This window comes from Sporolactobacillus sp. STSJ-5 (genome assembly GCF_024385605.1).
Classification (GTDB): Bacteria; Bacillota; Bacilli; order Bacillales; family Sporolactobacillaceae; genus Sporolactobacillus.
On sequence record NZ_JANFOJ010000002.1, the window covers coordinates 111362 to 129787 of the forward strand.

Here is an 18426-nt window from a genome sequence, read left to right on the forward strand (position 1 = left end):
AATAAGCGGATGAAACATAGAGTTTCGAGAAAGAGCCTTCTTTGAGGAGGTTCTTTTTTTGTTACATGCGGATAATGTGCAGATACGCACGGAAAAATGCGTGATCACGCATCAAGTGTGCGGGTTTTCATCGTGAAAAATAGATTACAATGAAAGAAAAAGAACGGGAGGTACCTAGTGAAACATTTAAAACGGATCCTCATTATGGTTCTCATGCTTACCTTTTATATCTTCGCCTTAAACAACTATATTGGTCTACATTCGTTTATTGACTTTTTTAACAGCATGCTTGCTGCATCCATTATTTTTACACTCTTTTTTTTGTTAATTAACGGCCTAACAATTTACTTTTATCGATCTTGGAGGCAATGCTGGAAATGGATGATCGTCCTGATTTTATCTGCGCTTCCCTATGTTAACTGGCTTTATGTTTATCCATGGACAGCTGCTAAAACGTATCCTTATTTCGTGAATTATCTAGCAGAGCAGGGGCTTTCAACAGCAGACATCACCAGATACAGAGCATTTCCCGATCTGAAAATGGGCGGGTATAATTATGAGGCTTACTTTAAACAGGACAGCAAATATGCGTATAGTTATACCCTTGATGTACATGGATTTCTGATTTTTACTGCTTTTAAAGATAGTGACTTTAGAAATTATAAAGATGCGAAAATTCGCGAAGTCTACAATGAAAAAGAATTCATGCGATTAAAGAAGGATTCGATTACAGAGGCGAAGGATTACAGAAAATGGACAAAAGATCCGGTTTCAAACAGCGTTCAACAACAAAAACGTCGAGAGTCGCAAAAGCATCGGATTGGCTTATATCAGTCTAAGGACATCAATTGAGTGGTTGGACCAAGGAGTGAACATGGGTAAGATTAAATGGCTGCTTTTAGAACATTACGCTCCACATATACTTGCCTCTCATTTCAATGATCATTCTGGAAAGGAATCTTTTATGAAACACTATTTTGAAACGAAGAATATTAAGGTGATCGGTCTTTTTTCTGTTGCAATTTTCTTGTTCTATTTAATTGGCTTTTTGATTGTGGGATTTGATCATTAATATGATCATTGAATATCTGGCCACTTTGTTTAATCTCATTATGTTTACGCTGATTTTTTTGCTCATTACAAGGAAAATAATCATTCGCGGGATCAGTCAAACGCTGTTTTTCTTGGCTTTTCAACTATACGCGTGGATTGCGTTTTGGCTGCTACTGGGCATTGATGCACATCAGCTATGGTTCGGATTATTTGATGCTGACTATGAGCGTAATTTATCGATGATGGTCAATTTGATCCCCTTTCGTACCCTCGTAACTCAGTTTGCCAATTTTCCTTCTGCCTATTATGCGGTACATCAGATTATCGGAAATATTATCGTTCTGACTCCTCTCTGTTTTTTTCTGCTCTATTTTAGACGAATCACGTTTAAACGCGCGTTTCCCATTATGTTCGTTTATTCGCTATCGATTGAGGCACTACAATTCTTATCGGATCTCCTCTTTTTTCAGGCTCGCGCAATGGATATTGATGATGTGATTCTTAACACTTCCGGCGCTGCTCTAGGAATCTCTGGATATTTAGTATATTTAGGGCTGGCCGCACTATCCAGTCATTTCATACGAAAAAAATTGATCAGCCACTATTCATCCAAAAAATTATAGTCTGATTCCTAATTGTGATACCCCTTGGACAACTACCTTCCATTCTTCAATACTTTGACGAAGATAGCCTTGACCCGTATTGGTAATCTCATAATATTTTCTCGTCGGTCCGGACGGTGATTCTTTTTGCGTGACACATGTGTATCCGGTGGCTTTAAGTCGCCGGAGAATGGTGTAGACGGAGCCCTCATAAACATCAGGGAACACTTGGCGCACTGATTTCATCAATTCATAGCCATAAAGTGGTTCATCCTTCAGCTTAAAAAGAATGCACATTTCTAGAATACCTTTTTTCATCTGAGTATCCATAACTGCTCTCCTTACTCTTTCGTGACGATTGTGTCTGCCAGCATATCATGGAGCGTCTTGTGTTCTTTCGTGAATAATAGAGTGAACAATGAGGCAAGCGGGATAAGCGGAATGGAATTAATCAGTACTTTTCCTAGGAATTCGCGATAAAAAATGGTCCATTTAGATGCTGGTTCTGCGGTTGCAGTGCGTACACGGATGTGCATCAGTTTCTTTCCCAAGGTCTGTCCATGCAGCAGCCAGGTACAGATCAGTGCGTAAAAAAGATAAAAAGCGACTGAAAGGTAGTTAAATGTAATCATTAGTGCGCTAGGCTTTCCGATCGTTCGATTCTCAGTTACTACGTTGTGTCCATCAAAAACTGTTGTTGATGTTTCTTGATAATAGGCAGCTGTTCCACCGTATATGGACACACCCCATGCAGGACTTGCATAGGAAAAGATAAGCATGAAAAGAACAGGGACAGCTATTTTGCTCAAAAGAGAGAATAATAAGGCAGGGAGAACTGCAATCACTGCATCAATCAAAAAGGCACATAGACGTTTGCCAGGATTGGCGATATTCTTATTAATTGTTCGTCCCTGTTGACTTTGCTCATCTCTGAGCAATTGTGCAAGATAGGATGGAGAACCAAGCTCTGCGGAAATCTCATCGTCTGCTCTGCCTTCTTCTCTGCCTGAAATGAAAAAGCTTTCGTAATCGGACAGAACTTCCCTCAAATCTTCCTCAGAGATGTTACCTTTAAGCTGAATCTCTAATTCGTGTATAAATTCGGATTGTTTCATTCTGTTCATCTCCTGCGATACTGTTCAATAAGCAATAGCGGCATCTGCATATCTATGGAACTTTTTTTCTGTGTGTACCTATCTTAAGAAATCCTTCATTTTTTCCAATTGTATTTTTTAAGAACATCCCTTTACAATAAGTACAGTAAGCTGACGTGCGGGGAGAGTAAATGATGGAAGCGTATAATGTGCTAGTTGTTGACGATGATAAAGAAATTCGTGATGTTATCGGCATTTACTTAAAAAATGAAGGGATTCATGTGCTGAAAGCAGAGGATGGGCTTGAGGCGATCGAAGTGCTGCGTTGTCACACGGTGCATCTTATCTTACTCGATGTTATGATGCCGCGTATGGACGGAATTCAGACCACGTTCAAGATTCGTGAACAGAAAAACATCCCGATTATCATGATCAGCGCGAAAAGCGAGGACATGGATAAAATACTCGGTCTGCAGGTCGGCGCGGATGATTACGTGACGAAACCTTTCAATCCGCTTGAACTCGTTGCACGTGTCAAATCACAGTTGCGAAGATACGTGACACTTGGTACATATGAGAAGAAAAATGAAGTGATTGATTTGAACGGGCTTGTTCTCGAACAGGCAGAGAAACGCGTTTCTGTGAATGGTGAACCGGTTCGCCTTACGCCAATTGAGTACCGAATTGTTGATTTACTGATGCGTCACGCCGGTCGTGTTTTCTCTATTCATGAAATTTATGAACGTGTCTGGGAGGAACCCAGCTATAACGCAGAGAACACGGTCGCCGTACATATACGTAAAATCCGAGAAAAAATTGAAATTGATCCGAAAAATCCAAGATATTTGAAGGTGGTGTGGGGCATTGGCTATAAAATTGAAAAATAAAAAAGCAGGGTATCTGTTCACCTGGCTTACGATATTCGGTCTCTCGCTGCTTCTGCTTGTAATCACGGTATACAGGCCGATGATGTTTGGCACTTTTGAGAATTTCAGTGGTTTTAAGAGTGCATATGAGCAATTTAAATATGAGCTGGCGATGACGAAACTCATTCATCCATTACCTAGCCAGATAAAGACCCTCCCCATCACAAAGGATGATATTCACGAATTTCGTTATCGTTACGGCGACCTGCCCAAGCAGTTATCAAATGTCCGCAGTCAGTACTCGGATGTGATTGCAAAAGCGGAGAAAGCCGAAGATAAAAAAGCTGTATCCTATTATAAAAAAGAACGAGATAAGAAAATCAGTGCGATCGAGAAGAACTTTAAGAATGATGCTCATGTGATCGAACAGATACGCGACGAGCGATTAGCACTGATGAAAAAGTTTAAGGCAACCTCACTTTCCAATGAACAAGAGAGTTTTAATCAATTAGCAAAGGTCTTTAAGTATCGTTTTGAAAATAAAAAAACCGGCGGCGTTTTTTCAAATGCGACAGATGCTCAAGGAACAGATAAGCAGTCGGAAAAGCGCTTTGAAAAACGTTTTAAAAACTTTTATCCTGATCATTATTTGAGTACTGGGGATAAACGCATTACTCGAATCTTAACGCTTTGGAACGCTGATTATTCCGGAGAGATTTATATTAATAAAAATGCCCAGATGGATCAATTGAATTCTAATTATCGCGCTTATGTTCAAAGTAAGCTATTTGGCTATGTTTTACTTATACTGTCGATTGCCATGATTGGTTATGCGTTGTTTCTTGTTTGGAAACAGAGGGTATTTTCACTCGTTGGGTTTCAAATAACAAGTCGGTTGTATCGTCGTATTCCAATTGAATTGCGGTTTATGTTTCTTGCACTGGAACTCTTTATTTTTTTGGCTGTTCTTATCAACATTGGATCAACTGCAAATGGATTGGATTATGGATATGCGTATGCATTTTTCGGCAGTTTCGGAGATTTAAGCGCATTTGCTCTTTACAGTGTTGGCATTCTATGTGCGATGACAACCGTCCTTTTCCAAATTCAATGGCTCTGGCAGATGATACGTGACCCTGAGCAAAGAGCGGAGTGCCGAAAGGGGAGCATCGTCTCGCAGTCAAGAGAGATTATTAATGCCTTTTTCATTGCACCCTTTACCGGCTTGAAAGTTATGTTTTTCGTTGCGGCAATCTTTTTCCTTGGCATGTCGGCTCCACTTTTTTCTATTAGTGGCAGCGTTGCCGCAGCATTCTTATTTTTGATTTTTACTGCACTGCCTCTGCTGTGGTTCTCATTGAAACGTGCCACACAGTTCAATCGCATTTTTAATCAAATGAATGCCTTGGCGGCAGGAGAGGAGCAGCCTGATCTGCCCGTACATGGAAGGAGCAATATTAGCCGGTTGTCTCAATCATTAAACACATTAAAACATGGCGTGAAGTCATCACGGAACGCGCAGTTGAAAAGCGAACGGCTGAAGACGGAGCTCATTACCAATGTCAGTCATGACCTGCGTACGCCGCTGACTTCAATCATTACCTATAATGATCTGTTAAGAAAATCGGATGTGAGCGATGAGGAACGGCAGGACTACCTAGCCATCATTGATCGAAAAGCGAAGCGTTTGAAGCGGCTGATTGATGATTTATTTGACGCCTCTAAAATGGCAAGCGGTGCAATTGAATTGCACAAGACCAAGGTTAATTTGAATGAGTTGCTGACTCAAGCACTTGCTGAATATGATGAAGCCATTCAACAATCAAAGCTTAACTTTCGTATAAAAACTCCGGATGAAGGGATTCCGGTTATTGTCGACGGTCAGAAATTATGGCGTGTTTTTGATAATATGATTGGAAACATTCTTAAATATTCAATGGAAGGAACGCGCGTGTATATCACACTCGAAGTGAAAAACGGCGAGGCGATGGCGACGTTCAAAAATATTACTAAGTACGAACTTGGCGACAATGTTGATGAATTATTTGAACGCTTTAAACGCGGGGATGCGTCACGCCATACGGAAGGCTCAGGGCTTGGACTAGCGATTGCTAAGTCGATCATCGATCTCCATGGCGGCATTTTTGAAATTGACTTGGATGGCGATCTATTTAAGGTTGTCATCAGACTCCCAACAAACTGAGACCTTTCTTGACTCGGAAGCGCGCCAAGTGAGACAATAGAGTTCGGTATTTAATCGGAAGTTGAAAAGCGAGCAGCGAATGCCCGCTTTTTTTGGAAGTGAGGAATGCGCCATGTCTTATGACGGTATTGTTACTCATGCTGCTGTTCAAAGTCTGCAAGATTTTACAGGTGGCAGGGTAGCTAAAATATATCAGCCAACTCCTACGGATCTTATTTTTCATCTGCGCGCACGCGGGGTACGCGGAAAATTGCTCATTTCTATTAATGCAGCATTTGCACGCATGCATTTGACAGAGCAATCGGAAGGTAACCCTCAGGAGCCGCCGATGTTCTGTATGCTTCTGCGCAAATATCTTGAGGGAAGCGTCATTGAGCGGATCGAGCAGCTAGGCTTCGAGCGTATCGTACACATTGATCTTCGTTCACGCAATGAATTGGGTGATCTTACAGAAAAAGAATTGATTATTGAGCTCATGGGCAGACACAGCAATGTAATTCTGATTGATAAAGAGAGCAAGCGAATTATTGATTCAATGAAACATTTGACTCCTGCGGTCAATCGTTTCCGTACGGTGTTACCCGGTGAAACTTATGTTCTGCCGCCGGATCAGGGGAAGCTTAATCCGCTTGAGATGAGTGTGCAGGATTTAATCGGCCGGATTGAATGGAATGCCGGACGCATTGATCGCCAGATTGTAGGTATGGTCAGCGGATTTTCACCGCAGATTGGTGCTGAAATTGTTCATCGCGCCGGACTCCCTCACCAAGAAGCGATTGCACAAGCTTTTCTTGAGATTCAGACAGAAATACGAAATCATGATTATCATCCGATGATTGTTTTTAATGATAAGGGAAAAGATGACTTTCATGTGTTGCGGCTGACCCATGAATCAGGGAAAACGGAAAACTTCACCACTGTTCACCAGATGCTTGATCGTTTTTACGCGGTTAAAGCACAGACTGACGCGGTCAGACAGAAGGCAGGAGATCTCAGTCATTTTATCAGCCTTGAATTGAAGAAAAACAAGACAAAGCTCAAGAAATTGGAAAAAACACTGCGGGACGCTGAAGATGCGGATAAGTATCGTTTATATGGAGAATTGCTAACGGCAAGCATGCATGTCTTTAAACGCGGCGACTTGCACGTAGATGTGATTAATTATTATGATCCTGATCAGAAACGAGTGACGATCAGCCTTAATCCAAATCGGACTCCTTCGGAGAACGCACAAGCTTATTTCAAAAAGTATAATAAAGCAAAGACAGCAAAAAAAGTTGTTACAGAACAAGTTCGGCAAACGAATAGCGAGATCGTATATTTTGAAGGACTGACGCAGCAGGTTGAATCCGCTTCAATGAAGGATATCGAAGAAATTCGCGAGGAACTAGTCGAAGGCGGTTATTTAAGAAAGAAGCGCTCAGTTAAAGATCGGAAGAGAAAGAATAAACCGGTCATAGATCAGTATTTTGCCTCGGATGGTACATTGATTCTCGTTGGGAAGAACAATAAACAGAATGATTACTTGACAACGAAAGAAGCGGCACGCGAAGAGATTTGGCTGCACACAAAGAATATTCCCGGATCGCATGTTGTGATTCGATCGCAGAACCCAAGTGAAGATGTGCTGAAGGAAGCGGCTAATCTTGCAGCTTTTTACAGTAAATCACGCATGGGCAGCGGTGTTCCGGTTGACTATACCAAAGTGAAATATGTCAAAAAACCAAGCGGTGCCAAACCTGGTTTTGTTATCTATACGGATCAAAAAACGCTCTATGTAACACCAGATGAATCGCAGGTTCTGAACATGCGTGAAAAGCCAAAATCTGAGACAAAATAACGGACTTGGCAGTTCATCTCAATTTATTTATCGTCAGTACTTGCGACAACTCGATAAAAATGTTTAAAATGAGATAGTGGAAGTGATCGGATGATTAAAAGTATGACAGGCTTTGGTATGTGCGATCAAACCCAAGACGACACACAGGTACACGTTGAGCTTAAATCAGTCAATCATCGATTCTTCGAGCTTACTTTCAACGGGCCGAGATCACTCGTCTATCTTGAAGATAAACTGAGGGAGATTGTTCATTCTTTTGTGAAGCGAGGCTCGCTCAACTTATATCTCTCAGTTGAAGGTAATCAAGCGAACGAGCCACATTTGAAAACGAATTGGTCGCTCGTTGATCAGTATATGAGTGCTGCTAAAGAAATGCAGCGGCGCAGCGGATTCCAGCTGAACGATCTCAATGCGATTCTACAGCTTCCCGGTATCTTTTCATTAAACGATGGAGACAATTGTGATGCAAAATCAGTGGAACCACTGGTGCTTGAATCCGTTCGCTATGCAGCAGAACATCTTATTGCGATGCGTGAAAAGGAAGGCGAAGCACTGAGAATTGATCTTTTAGATAAAATTCAGGGGATCCAATCCGAGGTTGACCAGCTTGAGGCGTTTATGCCTGAAGTTCGTGCCCAGTATAAGCTGAGGCTTCATGCCGCGATCACCGATTTTCTTGGGCAGAATCGAGGAATTGACGAGGATCGTTTCATGAACGAAATGGCCGTATTCGTCAATAAGACGGCCATTGATGAAGAAGTGACGCGCTTGAAAAGCCACTTAAATCAATGCAAAGTCTTATTGGAGGAGCATTCGGACATGCCCGTTGGTCGTCGTTTCGACTTTCTCATTCAAGAAATGAATCGTGAAGTGAATACGATTGGCTCAAAGGGCAATCATGCTGAAGTAAGCCGCTTTGTTGTGTCCTTGAAAACCGAGATTGAAAAATTACGTGAACAAGTGCAAAATATAGAATAGATGAATGGTTGATGTGCAACGGTTGGAGGCAAAGTGATGAGCTTTAAAGAAAAAGGGTTGCTGGTGGTTCTTTCCGGACCTTCCGGTGTTGGCAAGGGGACCGTGTGCAAAGCGCTGCGCAAGCGCGGCACACAATTAAAATATTCCATTTCAGCGACGACGAGAAAGCCAAGAGAAGGCGAGATCGACGGCGTCCATTATTTTTTTAAAACACGGGAGCAATTTGAGCAGATGATCAAACAAGAGAAGCTTCTGGAATGGGCAGAATACGTGGGCAATTGTTACGGCACACCTGTTGATTACGTCCGAGAATCGCTTGAATGCGGTGAAGATGTCATCTTGGAGATTGAAGTTCAAGGCGCACTTCAAGTGAAGAAGAAGTTTCCGGAAGCACTGTTCATTTTTCTCGCTCCGCCTGATTTGGATGAACTGAAAAATCGAATTGTCGGGCGCGGCACAGAAACCGCGGATCTGATTGAAAGTCGAATGAGTGTGGCAAAATCAGAAATGGAATTAATGCAGAATTACAATTATGTTGTGGAAAACGATCAAGTTGAAAAGGCCTGTGATCGAATAGAAGCCATTGTGCTTGCCGAACATTGCAGGGTAGATCGGCTGATTGAGAAATATATTGAAAATGGAAGGGGATGACGGAATATGATGATCTATCCGTCTATTGACAGTTTGCTTGAAAAAGTGAATTCTACTTATACATTGGTGACACTCTCCGCGAAACGTGCGCGCCAGCTTCAGGATGGTTCCGGACATTTACTCGTTGAACACCCGCGTTCTGTAAAAGAAGTCGGTCAAGCATTGGAAGAAATCAATGCTGGACTTCTCAATTACAAACGTTAACATGCACCGCCAAACGGCAAGGCAACAACCTTTATCAGGTTGTTGCCTTTTATATAGGTTTTAGCCTGGAATTTAAGATATCGGCAATTTGCTCGGCAGCATTTTCTTGATAATGGGATGCCAACGACCAAGAAGTAATTTTGTAAGACAGTAGTCAGATATTGATAAGGAAGTGTTTTCATGACTCTTCAAGGGAAAAAAATCGTGCTTGGTGTAACTGGAGGAATCGCTGCATACAAGGCAGCGGACTTGACGAGCCGGCTGGTTAAATCAGGAGCAGATGTTCATGTTTTGATGACGGAATCTGCAAAGCACTTTGTCGGATCAGTTACTTTTCAAGCGCTCACAAGGCATACCGTTTATGATCGCGTCATCTTGGATGAAAAGGAGGGACAAATTGCTCATATTGACATAGCGGATGATGCCGATGCATTTATTGTAGCACCGGCAACCGCCAATACCATTGCCAAAATGGCGTCGGGTATCGCTGACGATATGCTTACTGCGGCGGCACTCGCTTCAAAGGCGCCGTTATGGATCGCTCCGGCTATGAACGTCAATATGTATGCACATCCCGCTGTTCAGAAAAATTTGCACGTCCTTCAAAGTTACGGTTATCACTTAATTGGTCCGGAGAAAGGAAGATTGGCGTGCGGATGGACAGGTTCAGGAAGAATGACTGAGCCTGAAGATATTGTCCGTGAAATCGACGACTTTTTTACTCGTAAGTCACTTGTTGGGAAAAAAATTCTCGTTACCGCCGGCGCAACAAAAGAATCGCTTGATCCGATCCGCTTTTTCAGCAACCGTTCCAGTGGGAAGATGGGCTATGCGATTGCTGAAGCTGCAAATCAGGCGGGTGCTGAGGTGACGCTTATTGCCGGAACTGACCTGGCTGTTTCTCCTGAAATCAAAAGAATTAAGGTAACCTCTGCACGTGATATGTATCGCGAGGTCATGAAACGTTATCCTGATGCGGATGCAGTAATAAAGGCAGCCGCTGTCGCGGATTATCGCCCAGAGCAGGTGAGCGAGACAAAAATTAAGAAATCAGAAGGTCCGCTGACGGTCACCATGGTCAGAAATCCGGACATACTGAAAGAGTTGGGCGAAAAGAAACAGAATCAATTACTCATTGGCTTTGCGGCTGAAACCGATCATTTGGAAGCAAATGCACTCAAGAAACTTGAAGCGAAACATTTGGATCTGCTCGTCGCCAATCATGCGTCCGACAGCTTTGGAGAAGATACAAACAAAGTAACGTTCTTTTTTGCGAGCGGGAAGCAGCAGGAGTTTGATACGATGCATAAACAGCAAGTTGCATCAACTATTTGTGATGCCCTTGCCGAATTGTTTGAAATGAGTGAAACGAAGTGATTGCTGAGGTTTATATTGATATTCCGGCAAATCCGGTGAATAAGCCGTTTGATTACCAAGTTCCGGAGCCGTTCAGCGATATTTTAGCACCAGGAATGCGTGTAACCGTACCTTTTGGGCGGATGCACCGTCTTGGCTTTGTGACGGCACTCAAGGAAAGTTCGGAATTTACTCGATTAAAGTCGATTGATACAGTTGAAGATCATCTGCCTGTCCTAACAACGGAACTCTTAAAATTGGGCCGCTGGCTGGCGGACACGACGGTCTGTGCGACTGTAGCGGCTTATCAAGCAATGCTTCCAGCAGCGATGAAAGCTGATTATAAAAAAGTGATTAAAGTTGAGGACCCAGAGCAGTTAGAAAATGATGATCCGAATTTGGCTGAATTTTTCAGATCGAAGAGACAAGCGCTTTGGTCGGAAGTAGTAAGAAACGATTCGGAATTATTAAATCCGATTAATCGAGCATTACGAAGGGGCAGCCTTTCCATTCATCAGCTGGTACGCAACCAAGCGACTGCGAAACAAGTGGCTGCTGTTTCAGTTGCTGTTTCTAAAGAACGATTGAACCTTGAACTTTTACAACTTAATGATCGAGCCAAACGCCAAAAAGAAGCACTTAACTATTTTATTCGGCAATCCGATTCCGCAGCATTCCATCCGACAATGCGTGCTCTCATTGATGAAGGCTTAAGCAGAGATGCAATTTTGAAACTTGCGGAAAAAAGGTTGCTCCGCATCGATCAGATCGAACAATTACGCAATCCCTATAAACGATCAATTGAACACACCGAACCGCTAAAATTAACTGATGAGCAAGCGAATGCACTTGCACCTATTTTGCACTCAATGGATAAGCCGGAGCATCGCGTGTTTTTATGCCATGGTGTCACAGGGAGCGGAAAAACGGAAATCTATCTTCAATCCATTCAGCATGTGCTTGAGAAAAAGCAGCAAGCCATCGTTCTTGTTCCGGAAATTTCATTGACTCCGCAAATGGTTTTACGATTCAAAGGCCGCTTTGGCGATCATGTGGCTGTGATGCACAGCGGATTGAGTCGAGGAGAAAAATATGACGAATGGCGAAAAATTCGTGAAGAAAAGGTGCAGGTTGTTGTCGGTGCTCGATCGGCAATTTTTGCACCTTTCAATAATCTAGGATTAATTATTATTGATGAGGAGCATGAATCCAGTTATAAGCAGGAAGACATGCCGCGCTACCATGCACGCGACATTGCTATTCACCGAGCGCAAGGCCACCAGTGTCCGGTCGTCCTTGGGAGTGCAACACCTTCGCTCGAATCTTTTGCGCGTGCACGTAAACAGGTTTTCACACTACTTTCTTTGAAAGAGCGCGTCAATCACCGTCCGCTTCCTTCTGTTCATATTGTTGATCTCCGAGAAGAAATGCGGCAGGGAAACCACTCGGTATTCTCTAAGGAACTGCTTGAGAAAGTGAAGGATCGACTTCAAAAGAAGGAGCAAACGGTGCTCTTTTTAAATCGACGCGGGTATTCGACTTTCGTTATGTGCCGATCATGCGGGACCGTTGTCGAGTGTCCTCATTGCGATATATCCTTGACTTACCATCGCGCGCAGCATCTATTAAAGTGCCACTATTGCGGGTTTGAGCAAAAAGTCCCTGACACCTGCCCAACCTGTGGCAGCGATGCGATGCGCTTCTTTGGGACGGGGACACAAAAAGTTGAGGCAGAACTTAACAGGCTGATTCCTGAAGCGCGCGTTATCCGTATGGATGTAGATACAACACGGAAAAAAGGAAGCCATGAAAACTTGTTACGGCAGTTCGGTGAAGAGAAAGCGGATATACTGCTCGGGACGCAAATGATAGCGAAGGGATTGGATTTTCCAAAGGTGACGCTCGTAGGGGTACTGGCAGCAGATTCATTACTGCATCTTGCGGATTTTCGTGCATCGGAAAAAACATTTCAGCTTGTTACTCAGGTGGCCGGACGTGCAGGAAGACATTCATTACCGGGCGAAGTTGTCATTCAGAGCTATAGTCCAGATCATTATGCGGTGTTAGATGCTGCACATCATGATTATGAAGGCTTTTACAATCAAGAAATGGCGCTCCGTCATCGAGGAGGTTATCCTCCGTTTTTCTATTTGGCAATGGTTCGACTCACCCATCCGGAACCTGCAAAGGTAGCGGAAGCGGCCGAACGAATTGCAATGATTTTGAAAAAACAGCTGTCCGGTTCTTCTCAGATATACGGTCCGGTCGTGCCGGCTGTCTCAAAGATAAAGGATAGATATCGTTACCAGTGCATGGTAAAATACAAAAGGGAACCTGCTCTTCTGCCTGTGTTGCATCAGATCATGCAGCATTTTCAAGAGAGCGGAAAGAACGGTTTGCAAGTGTCTATTGACCTTAATCCTGTTGCACTTATGTAGAAGAACGTGTTCGAATACCGGGAAGAATGGCTTCCCGGCTTTCGAATAGGCTCTAAACCAGGATTTAATTTTGCTGAAGAGGATGATTCAATGAAAATAACATTTATGGGAACGCCGGATTTTGCGGTACCCGTCCTGAAACATTTACTGGAAGATACGGCTTACGATGTGGTCTGCGTTGTAACGCAACCGGACCGTCCCAAAGGCCGAAAGCATAAATTAACTCCTCCTCCGATCAAGGTGCTCGCTGAGAGCTACGCTGTGCCGGTTCTGCAGCCGGAGAAAGTACGCAAAGCGGAGGCGGTTAAAGAAATTCTAGACTTCGATGCGGATTTATTGGTTACCGCTGCGTACGGGCAAATACTGCCTGAGTCCCTGCTCAAGGGCCCACGGCTGGGGTGCGTGAATGTTCATGCCTCATTACTGCCCGCTTATCGCGGAGCAGCTCCGATTCAGCAGTCGATCATTGACGGACAGAAAGAAAGCGGCGTTACGATCATGTATATGGTGAAGCAGTTGGATGCGGGGGATATCTTATCACAAGTGCGAGTGCCTATTGAGGATCAGGATACATTTGGAACTTTGCACGATAAATTAAGTGCCGCCGGAAGCACCCTGCTTATGGAAACCTTGCCGAAACTTGCGGCAGGCTCGCTGAAACCCCAGAAGCAGGATGAAAACAAAGTCACATTTGCGCCGAGCATCCAACATGAAGACGAGGAAATTGTATGGGAGAAATCCGCTCCGGCGGTACGCAACCTGATTCGCGGACTGAATCCGTTTCCAGGGGCGTTCACCCGACTTGGAGGTTCCGTATTTAAAATCTTTGCTGCTGAGTTAACAGATCTTAGGTCAGCTGAAAAACCAGGCACTGTAATCAGATGCGACTCGGATGGACTTTTTGTTGCAACAGGCGATGGTCAAGCTGTACAAATTGTTGAGTGCCAACCTGCGGGGAAAAAAAGAATGAAGACTGCTGATTTTCTTAGAGGCACACGTGTAGAGACCGGCACTATACTTGGAGTGAAATTATGAGCAAACCGACAGCTCGTGAGACCGCATTAGATTTGCTGCTTGCAATAACAAAAAAGCATGCGTACAGTCAAATAGTTTTGAACGAGACACTTAACGCCGGACACTTATCGGATAAAGATAAAGGATTGGTTACTACTCTCGTTTATGGAGTATTGCAGCAAAAATTGACATTGGATTATTATTTATCATCTTTTGTGGAAAAGAAAAGAAAAATAGATGATTGGGTGGAACAGCTGCTTCTTATTTCAATTTACCAAAAAGCATTTCTCGATCGCATTCCAGACCATGCACTTGTGAATGAAGCTGTTACGATTGCAAAGAAGCGGGGGCATCGGGGGATATCCGGATTTGTCAATGGGGTACTTCGTCGGATTCTGCGTGAAGGTTTGCCTGACCTGTCACAAATTGAACCGGAAAGAAAAAGGAATGCAATTATGTATAGCCATCCAGAATGGCTGATGGATCTTTGGGAAGCACAGTGGGACCGTGAAACAGCAGTTAAAATTGCTGAAGCCGACAATCTTCCGCCCAATGTTTCCATTCGAGTGAATCGTTTTAAGGCTACAAGGCAGGAGCTGGCAGATCAATTAGCGGCAGAAAATATAGAAACGCTTCCTGGAATACTCTCTCCGGATGCTTTGATTGTCAAGAGCGGAAATGCTGTTCAGTCGCAAGCATTTCGAGAGGGCTATTTTACCATTCAGGATGAAAGCTCGATGCTGGTAGCAGATGCAGCAGCACCTAAGGAGGGCATGCTTGTTCTCGATGCATGTGCGGGACCTGGGGGAAAAACAACCCACTTAGCTGAACGAATGGCTAATCGCGGCCGAATTGTTGCGCTTGATTTGCATCCGCACAAGGCACAATTAATAGATCATGCGGCCGAACGGCTTGGTTTAACCAATATTGAGACTCACGCTATGGATGCAAGATCGGCACGAAGCAAACTTGGCGAAGCATGTTTTGATCGTGTTGTGCTCGATGTTCCATGTTCCGGTTTAGGGGTGATCAGGCGGAAACCTGAGATTAAGTGGACCAAATCGGCAGATGAGATCAAGGGACTGATTCCCATTCAGCAAATGATTTTGGAAGAAGCCGCTTTACTCGTAAAACCTGGCGGCTGGTTAATTTACAGCACATGCACGATTCATAAAGATGAAAATGAAAAACAAATGGCCGTTTTTTTGGCGAATCATCCAAACTTTTGTGCGGAAAAGTCCTTTGCAAAACGAATGCCAAAGGCCATGATTGATACACGTGACGGCATGTTGCAGATTATGCCTTATATGTTTCAAACCGATGGCTTTTTCATTTGCTGTCTTGAACGCTTAAAAGATGGACTTTCTTAAAGGAGTGAACTGCGTGAAGGCCGAGTGGTGTACAAGTTCCGGGAACGTACGAGAACAAAATGAGGATAGTTTGGATGTGCTTTATGGCGACGACTGCCTGCTCGGAATCGTTGCTGACGGTATGGGAGGACATGCCGCAGGCGAAATTGCCAGTAAAATGGCTTTGGAGCTGACATCCGCCAAGTGGTCGGAGCATTCAGGTGTTTTTACTAAAGAAGAAGCAGAGACATGGCTGAATCATTTAGTTCGCAGTGTGAACCTGCGCTTATATGAATATGCGGAGACTCATGATGCATGCCGAGGTATGGGAACAACCTTCGCCGTCGCACTTTGTACGAAAGAATTTATCGCCGTTTCATCTGTTGGAGACAGCAGGATATACATATGGAAACAGAATTGCATTGTCAAACAGATTACAGAAGATCATACATTCGTTAATGAATTGCTGAAATCCGGGCAAATAACAAAAGAAGAGGCTGAAGATCACCCAAAAAGAAATATTTTGATGCGTTCTTTAGGAACTGAACCGACAATCGCTCTCGATACGTCAGTTATTGATTGGGCAAACTGTTCTCATCTTTTGATTTGTTCCGATGGATTAACAAACAAGCTGTCTGATGAGACATTGAGTGAAATTATGGAGGGTACAATGAATTTACGAGAGAAAACAGAAATGATGATCAGTGAGGCAAATCATGCCGGCGGAGAGGACAATAGTTCAGTGATCATTATTTCCAAAGATGGTGATGGTGAAAAGCTATGATAGGAAAACGAGTTGGCGGAAGGTACCAAATTCTATCCCGTCTTGGTGAAGGCGGAATGGCGATCGTATATAAGGCGAAAGACTTAATTTTGGAACGCTTTGTTGCGGTAAAAACACTACGTCCCGAATTGTCCGGAGATGAGGAATTCGTCCGCCGCTTTCATCGCGAGGCAGAATCGGTCGCCAGTCTTTCTCATCCGAATATTGTTGCAATTTATGATATCGGTGAAGAGGACTGCTATTACATTGTCATGGAATATATCGAAGGAATGACACTTAAAGAATTCATAAAAGATTATTCGCCTATATCTATTGATGAATCAATCTATATCATGAAGCAGATTTTACTTGCCATTACGCATGCACACCAGCATGGCATTGTACATCGAGATATAAAGCCTCAAAATATATTAATCAATGAATCCGAGCGGGTGAAGGTAACTGATTTCGGAATCGCTCTTGCTGTCAGCGGGGCTACCATTACCTATACTCATTCGATCATGGGATCAGCACATTATCTTTCTCCGGAACAGGCACGAGGCGGGAAAGCCACAATTAAATCGGATATTTATGCAATCGGAATTGTAATGTTTGAATTATTGACAGGAAAATTGCCTTTTCCCGGGACTTCTCCTGTCTCTGTTGCATTGAAACATCTCAGCTCGCCTATGCCTTATCCGCGTGATTTTCGATCGGATATTCCTCAATCCATTGAAAATGTGATGATTCGCGCTCTCGCAAAAAATCCGTCTGATCGCTATGACCAAGTAACGGATATGTATAACGATTTAATCACTGCGCTTGATCCGGAACGTGCCAATGAACAAAGACTGATTCTTGATGAACCTGTTCCGGAAGAGGAGAACGAGGATCTGGAAAAAACGATCAAAATGGCGCCGATCAAAAACCAGTCTAACAAAAGTCAAGAAGCGACAGCGGAAAAAAATGTTCCTGCACCATCTCAAACAGGCGGAAAAAAGAAAAAATCAAAAGCTAAGAAATGGCTAACGATTTCAGGTATTCTCATCTTGTTAATCGCAGCAGGATTAGTGCTCGGAACGACACTTTTACCTAAGTTGTTCTATGTCTCCAATGTTCGGGTCCCTGATGTATCAGGAATGACGTATCAAAAAGCCCAAAAGACATTGTCTAATCAGAAGCTGAAGACTATCCGAACGGATCGCGTAAGCAATTCCGTCGCAAAAGGAAAAGTTATCAGTCAGAATCCTGAGGCAGGCGCAGAAGTGAAAGAAAATGCGCAGGTATCGCTTGTCGTAAGCAAGGGTTCTAAAACAGTGGCACTGGACAACTATGTCGGTTACAGTCGGGATACGGTTTCTGATGTAATCAAGGATGCCGGCTATAAAGATGTGGTTTGGCATGAAGAACAGTCGGCATCAATACCTGAAGACCAGATTATACGTCAAAATCCGGCTGCAGGAGAAAAAGTTGTCCCATCGAAGACAATTTTGGAACTCACCTACAGCACAGGAAATCCGCAGGCAACTGTTCCCAATCTGAAGGGGAAAACAAAAAATGAGGCAAGTAAACTGCTTAAAAGTCAGGGGTTGACAGCTGATTTTTCTGTTGGTGATTATTCTGACGATATTGAAAAGGGCAGTGTGCTTGATCAAGATCCTGCTGCCGGGAGCCAAGTGGACAAGGATTCATCAGTCATCGTCACATTGTCGAAAGGAAGCGAAGCAAAACCAAAGGAGATTGATCAGCCGATCAAAGTGGTGTATCCGGGAACAAGCGGTGACAGCACATCCTCCGATTCAGGGGAAGGCACACCGATTCACGTACAAATATATTATACCGATGCCAACCACGACAACTCTGTATTTACCGATGAACAAATAACTGAAACGAAAACATATACGATACCATTTACGATCAATCCGAATGAGAAAGGTTCTTACAGGGTATTAATTGATAATGTCGAAAGAAAAACAGGTACGGTTGATTATCCAAATTAACAGAGAACATTTTTC

At 43.4% G+C, this 18426-nt stretch carries 17 protein-coding genes; 15 read left to right on the plus strand and 2 right to left on the minus strand.

Translation table 11 applies throughout. The features are described from left to right. Positions 1-177 precede the first annotated feature (177 nt). Genes NOM01_RS02690 through NOM01_RS02700 form a run of 3 tightly spaced genes read left to right on the plus strand, consistent with a single transcriptional unit; the run spans position 178 to position 1676 of the window. Entirely contained in the window at positions 178-852 is a 675-nt protein-coding gene (locus NOM01_RS02690; protein ID WP_255746182.1) for a DUF3139 domain-containing protein, read from the plus strand. A gap of 22 nt (positions 853-874) precedes the next feature. Then, positions 875-1072: a hypothetical protein gene (locus tag NOM01_RS02695; RefSeq protein WP_255746183.1), complete on the plus strand. Its 198-nt coding sequence runs from the start codon at positions 875-877 to the stop codon at positions 1070-1072. 1 nt (position 1073) lies between these two features. Further along, positions 1074-1676, plus strand: a complete 603-nt coding sequence (locus NOM01_RS02700; RefSeq protein ID WP_255746185.1) for a VanZ family protein — start codon at positions 1074-1076, stop codon at positions 1674-1676. Here NOM01_RS02700 and NOM01_RS02705 read toward each other — a convergent pair. Together NOM01_RS02705 and NOM01_RS02710 are read right to left on the minus strand one after the other, a co-directional pair. After that, complete coding sequence (locus NOM01_RS02705; protein ID WP_255746186.1) at positions 1671-1985, minus strand: PadR family transcriptional regulator; 315 nt, start codon at positions 1983-1985, stop codon at positions 1671-1673. The two genes, NOM01_RS02700 and NOM01_RS02705, sit on opposite strands and share 6 nt — an antisense overlap. A gap of 11 nt (positions 1986-1996) precedes the next feature. Beyond that, positions 1997-2770, minus strand: coding sequence for an RDD family protein (locus tag NOM01_RS02710; protein WP_255746187.1), 774 nt, complete (start codon positions 2768-2770; stop codon positions 1997-1999). 173 nt (positions 2771-2943) lie between these two features. On the opposite strand from NOM01_RS02710, the gene NOM01_RS02715 reads away from it, so the two are divergent. The 12 genes from NOM01_RS02715 to pknB all read left to right on the plus strand — a co-directional run bounded on the left by NOM01_RS02715 (position 2944) and on the right by pknB (position 18411). Further along, a complete protein-coding gene (locus NOM01_RS02715) occupies positions 2944-3636 on the plus strand; it encodes a response regulator transcription factor (protein ID WP_255746189.1) in 693 nt (230 codons plus the stop codon). Further along, positions 3614-5818, plus strand: coding sequence for a histidine kinase dimerization/phospho-acceptor domain-containing protein (locus NOM01_RS02720; protein WP_255746190.1), 2205 nt, complete (start codon positions 3614-3616; stop codon positions 5816-5818). Before NOM01_RS02715 ends, NOM01_RS02720 begins: the two co-directional genes overlap by 23 nt. A gap of 112 nt (positions 5819-5930) precedes the next feature. Further along, positions 5931-7658 (plus strand): Rqc2 family fibronectin-binding protein, encoded by a 1728-nt coding sequence (locus NOM01_RS02725; RefSeq protein ID WP_255746192.1) that lies wholly within the window; start codon positions 5931-5933, stop codon positions 7656-7658. A gap of 90 nt (positions 7659-7748) precedes the next feature. After that, positions 7749-8636, plus strand: coding sequence for a YicC/YloC family endoribonuclease (locus NOM01_RS02730; protein WP_255746194.1), 888 nt, complete (start codon positions 7749-7751; stop codon positions 8634-8636). Between the two features lie 36 nt (positions 8637-8672). Beyond that, entirely contained in the window at positions 8673-9287 is a 615-nt protein-coding gene (gene gmk, locus NOM01_RS02735) for a guanylate kinase (RefSeq protein WP_255746195.1), read from the plus strand. A gap of 9 nt (positions 9288-9296) precedes the next feature. After that, positions 9297-9491, plus strand: a complete 195-nt coding sequence (gene rpoZ / locus NOM01_RS02740; protein ID WP_255746621.1) for a DNA-directed RNA polymerase subunit omega — start codon at positions 9297-9299, stop codon at positions 9489-9491. A gap of 180 nt (positions 9492-9671) precedes the next feature. Next, entirely contained in the window at positions 9672-10868 is a 1197-nt protein-coding gene (coaBC, locus tag NOM01_RS02745) for a bifunctional phosphopantothenoylcysteine decarboxylase/phosphopantothenate--cysteine ligase CoaBC (protein ID WP_255746196.1), read from the plus strand. Continuing rightward, positions 10865-13285: a primosomal protein N' gene (gene priA, locus NOM01_RS02750; RefSeq protein ID WP_255746197.1), complete on the plus strand. Its 2421-nt coding sequence runs from the start codon at positions 10865-10867 to the stop codon at positions 13283-13285. The genes coaBC and priA overlap by 4 nt, the downstream gene beginning before the upstream one ends. A gap of 90 nt (positions 13286-13375) precedes the next feature. Next, positions 13376-14320 carry a methionyl-tRNA formyltransferase gene (gene fmt / locus NOM01_RS02755; protein WP_255746198.1) on the plus strand — a complete coding sequence of 315 codons (945 nt, stop codon included), beginning with the start codon at positions 13376-13378 and terminating at the stop codon, positions 14318-14320. Continuing rightward, positions 14317-15669 carry a 16S rRNA (cytosine(967)-C(5))-methyltransferase RsmB gene (gene rsmB, locus NOM01_RS02760; RefSeq protein WP_255746199.1) on the plus strand — a complete coding sequence of 451 codons (1353 nt, stop codon included), beginning with the start codon at positions 14317-14319 and terminating at the stop codon, positions 15667-15669. The genes fmt and rsmB overlap by 4 nt, the downstream gene beginning before the upstream one ends. Positions 15670-15682: 13 nt before the next feature. Continuing rightward, on the plus strand, positions 15683-16432 hold the full coding sequence (locus tag NOM01_RS02765; protein WP_255746200.1) for a Stp1/IreP family PP2C-type Ser/Thr phosphatase: 750 nt from the start codon (positions 15683-15685) through the stop codon (positions 16430-16432). Then, complete coding sequence (pknB, locus tag NOM01_RS02770) at positions 16429-18411, plus strand: Stk1 family PASTA domain-containing Ser/Thr kinase (protein ID WP_255746201.1); 1983 nt, start codon at positions 16429-16431, stop codon at positions 18409-18411. The genes NOM01_RS02765 and pknB overlap by 4 nt, the downstream gene beginning before the upstream one ends. Positions 18412-18426 lie beyond the last annotated feature (15 nt).

What these genes read in the sequence shown, in the direction of transcription:
- NOM01_RS02695 (WP_255746183.1), top strand. Translation starts at nt 875, where the DNA reads ATGGGTAAGATTAAATGGCTGCTTTTAGAACATTACGCTCCACATATA.
- NOM01_RS02730 (WP_255746194.1), top strand. Translation starts at nt 7,749, where the DNA reads ATGATTAAAAGTATGACAGGCTTTGGTATGTGCGATCAAACCCAAGAC.
- pknB (WP_255746201.1), top strand. Translation starts at nt 16,429, where the DNA reads ATGATAGGAAAACGAGTTGGCGGAAGGTACCAAATTCTATCCCGTCTT.
- NOM01_RS02715 (WP_255746189.1), top strand. Translation starts at nt 2,944, where the DNA reads ATGGAAGCGTATAATGTGCTAGTTGTTGACGATGATAAAGAAATTCGT.
- rsmB (WP_255746199.1), top strand. Translation starts at nt 14,317, where the DNA reads ATGAGCAAACCGACAGCTCGTGAGACCGCATTAGATTTGCTGCTTGCA.
- coaBC (WP_255746196.1), top strand. Translation starts at nt 9,672, where the DNA reads ATGACTCTTCAAGGGAAAAAAATCGTGCTTGGTGTAACTGGAGGAATC.
- NOM01_RS02700 (WP_255746185.1), top strand. Translation starts at nt 1,074, where the DNA reads ATGATCATTGAATATCTGGCCACTTTGTTTAATCTCATTATGTTTACG.
- rpoZ (WP_255746621.1), top strand. Translation starts at nt 9,297, where the DNA reads ATGATCTATCCGTCTATTGACAGTTTGCTTGAAAAAGTGAATTCTACT.
- fmt (WP_255746198.1), top strand. Translation starts at nt 13,376, where the DNA reads ATGAAAATAACATTTATGGGAACGCCGGATTTTGCGGTACCCGTCCTG.
- gmk (WP_255746195.1), top strand. Translation starts at nt 8,673, where the DNA reads ATGAGCTTTAAAGAAAAAGGGTTGCTGGTGGTTCTTTCCGGACCTTCC.
- NOM01_RS02710 (WP_255746187.1), bottom strand. Translation starts at nt 2,770, where the DNA reads ATGAAACAATCCGAATTTATACACGAATTAGAGATTCAGCTTAAAGGT.
- NOM01_RS02725 (WP_255746192.1), top strand. Translation starts at nt 5,931, where the DNA reads ATGTCTTATGACGGTATTGTTACTCATGCTGCTGTTCAAAGTCTGCAA.
- NOM01_RS02705 (WP_255746186.1), bottom strand. Translation starts at nt 1,985, where the DNA reads ATGGATACTCAGATGAAAAAAGGTATTCTAGAAATGTGCATTCTTTTT.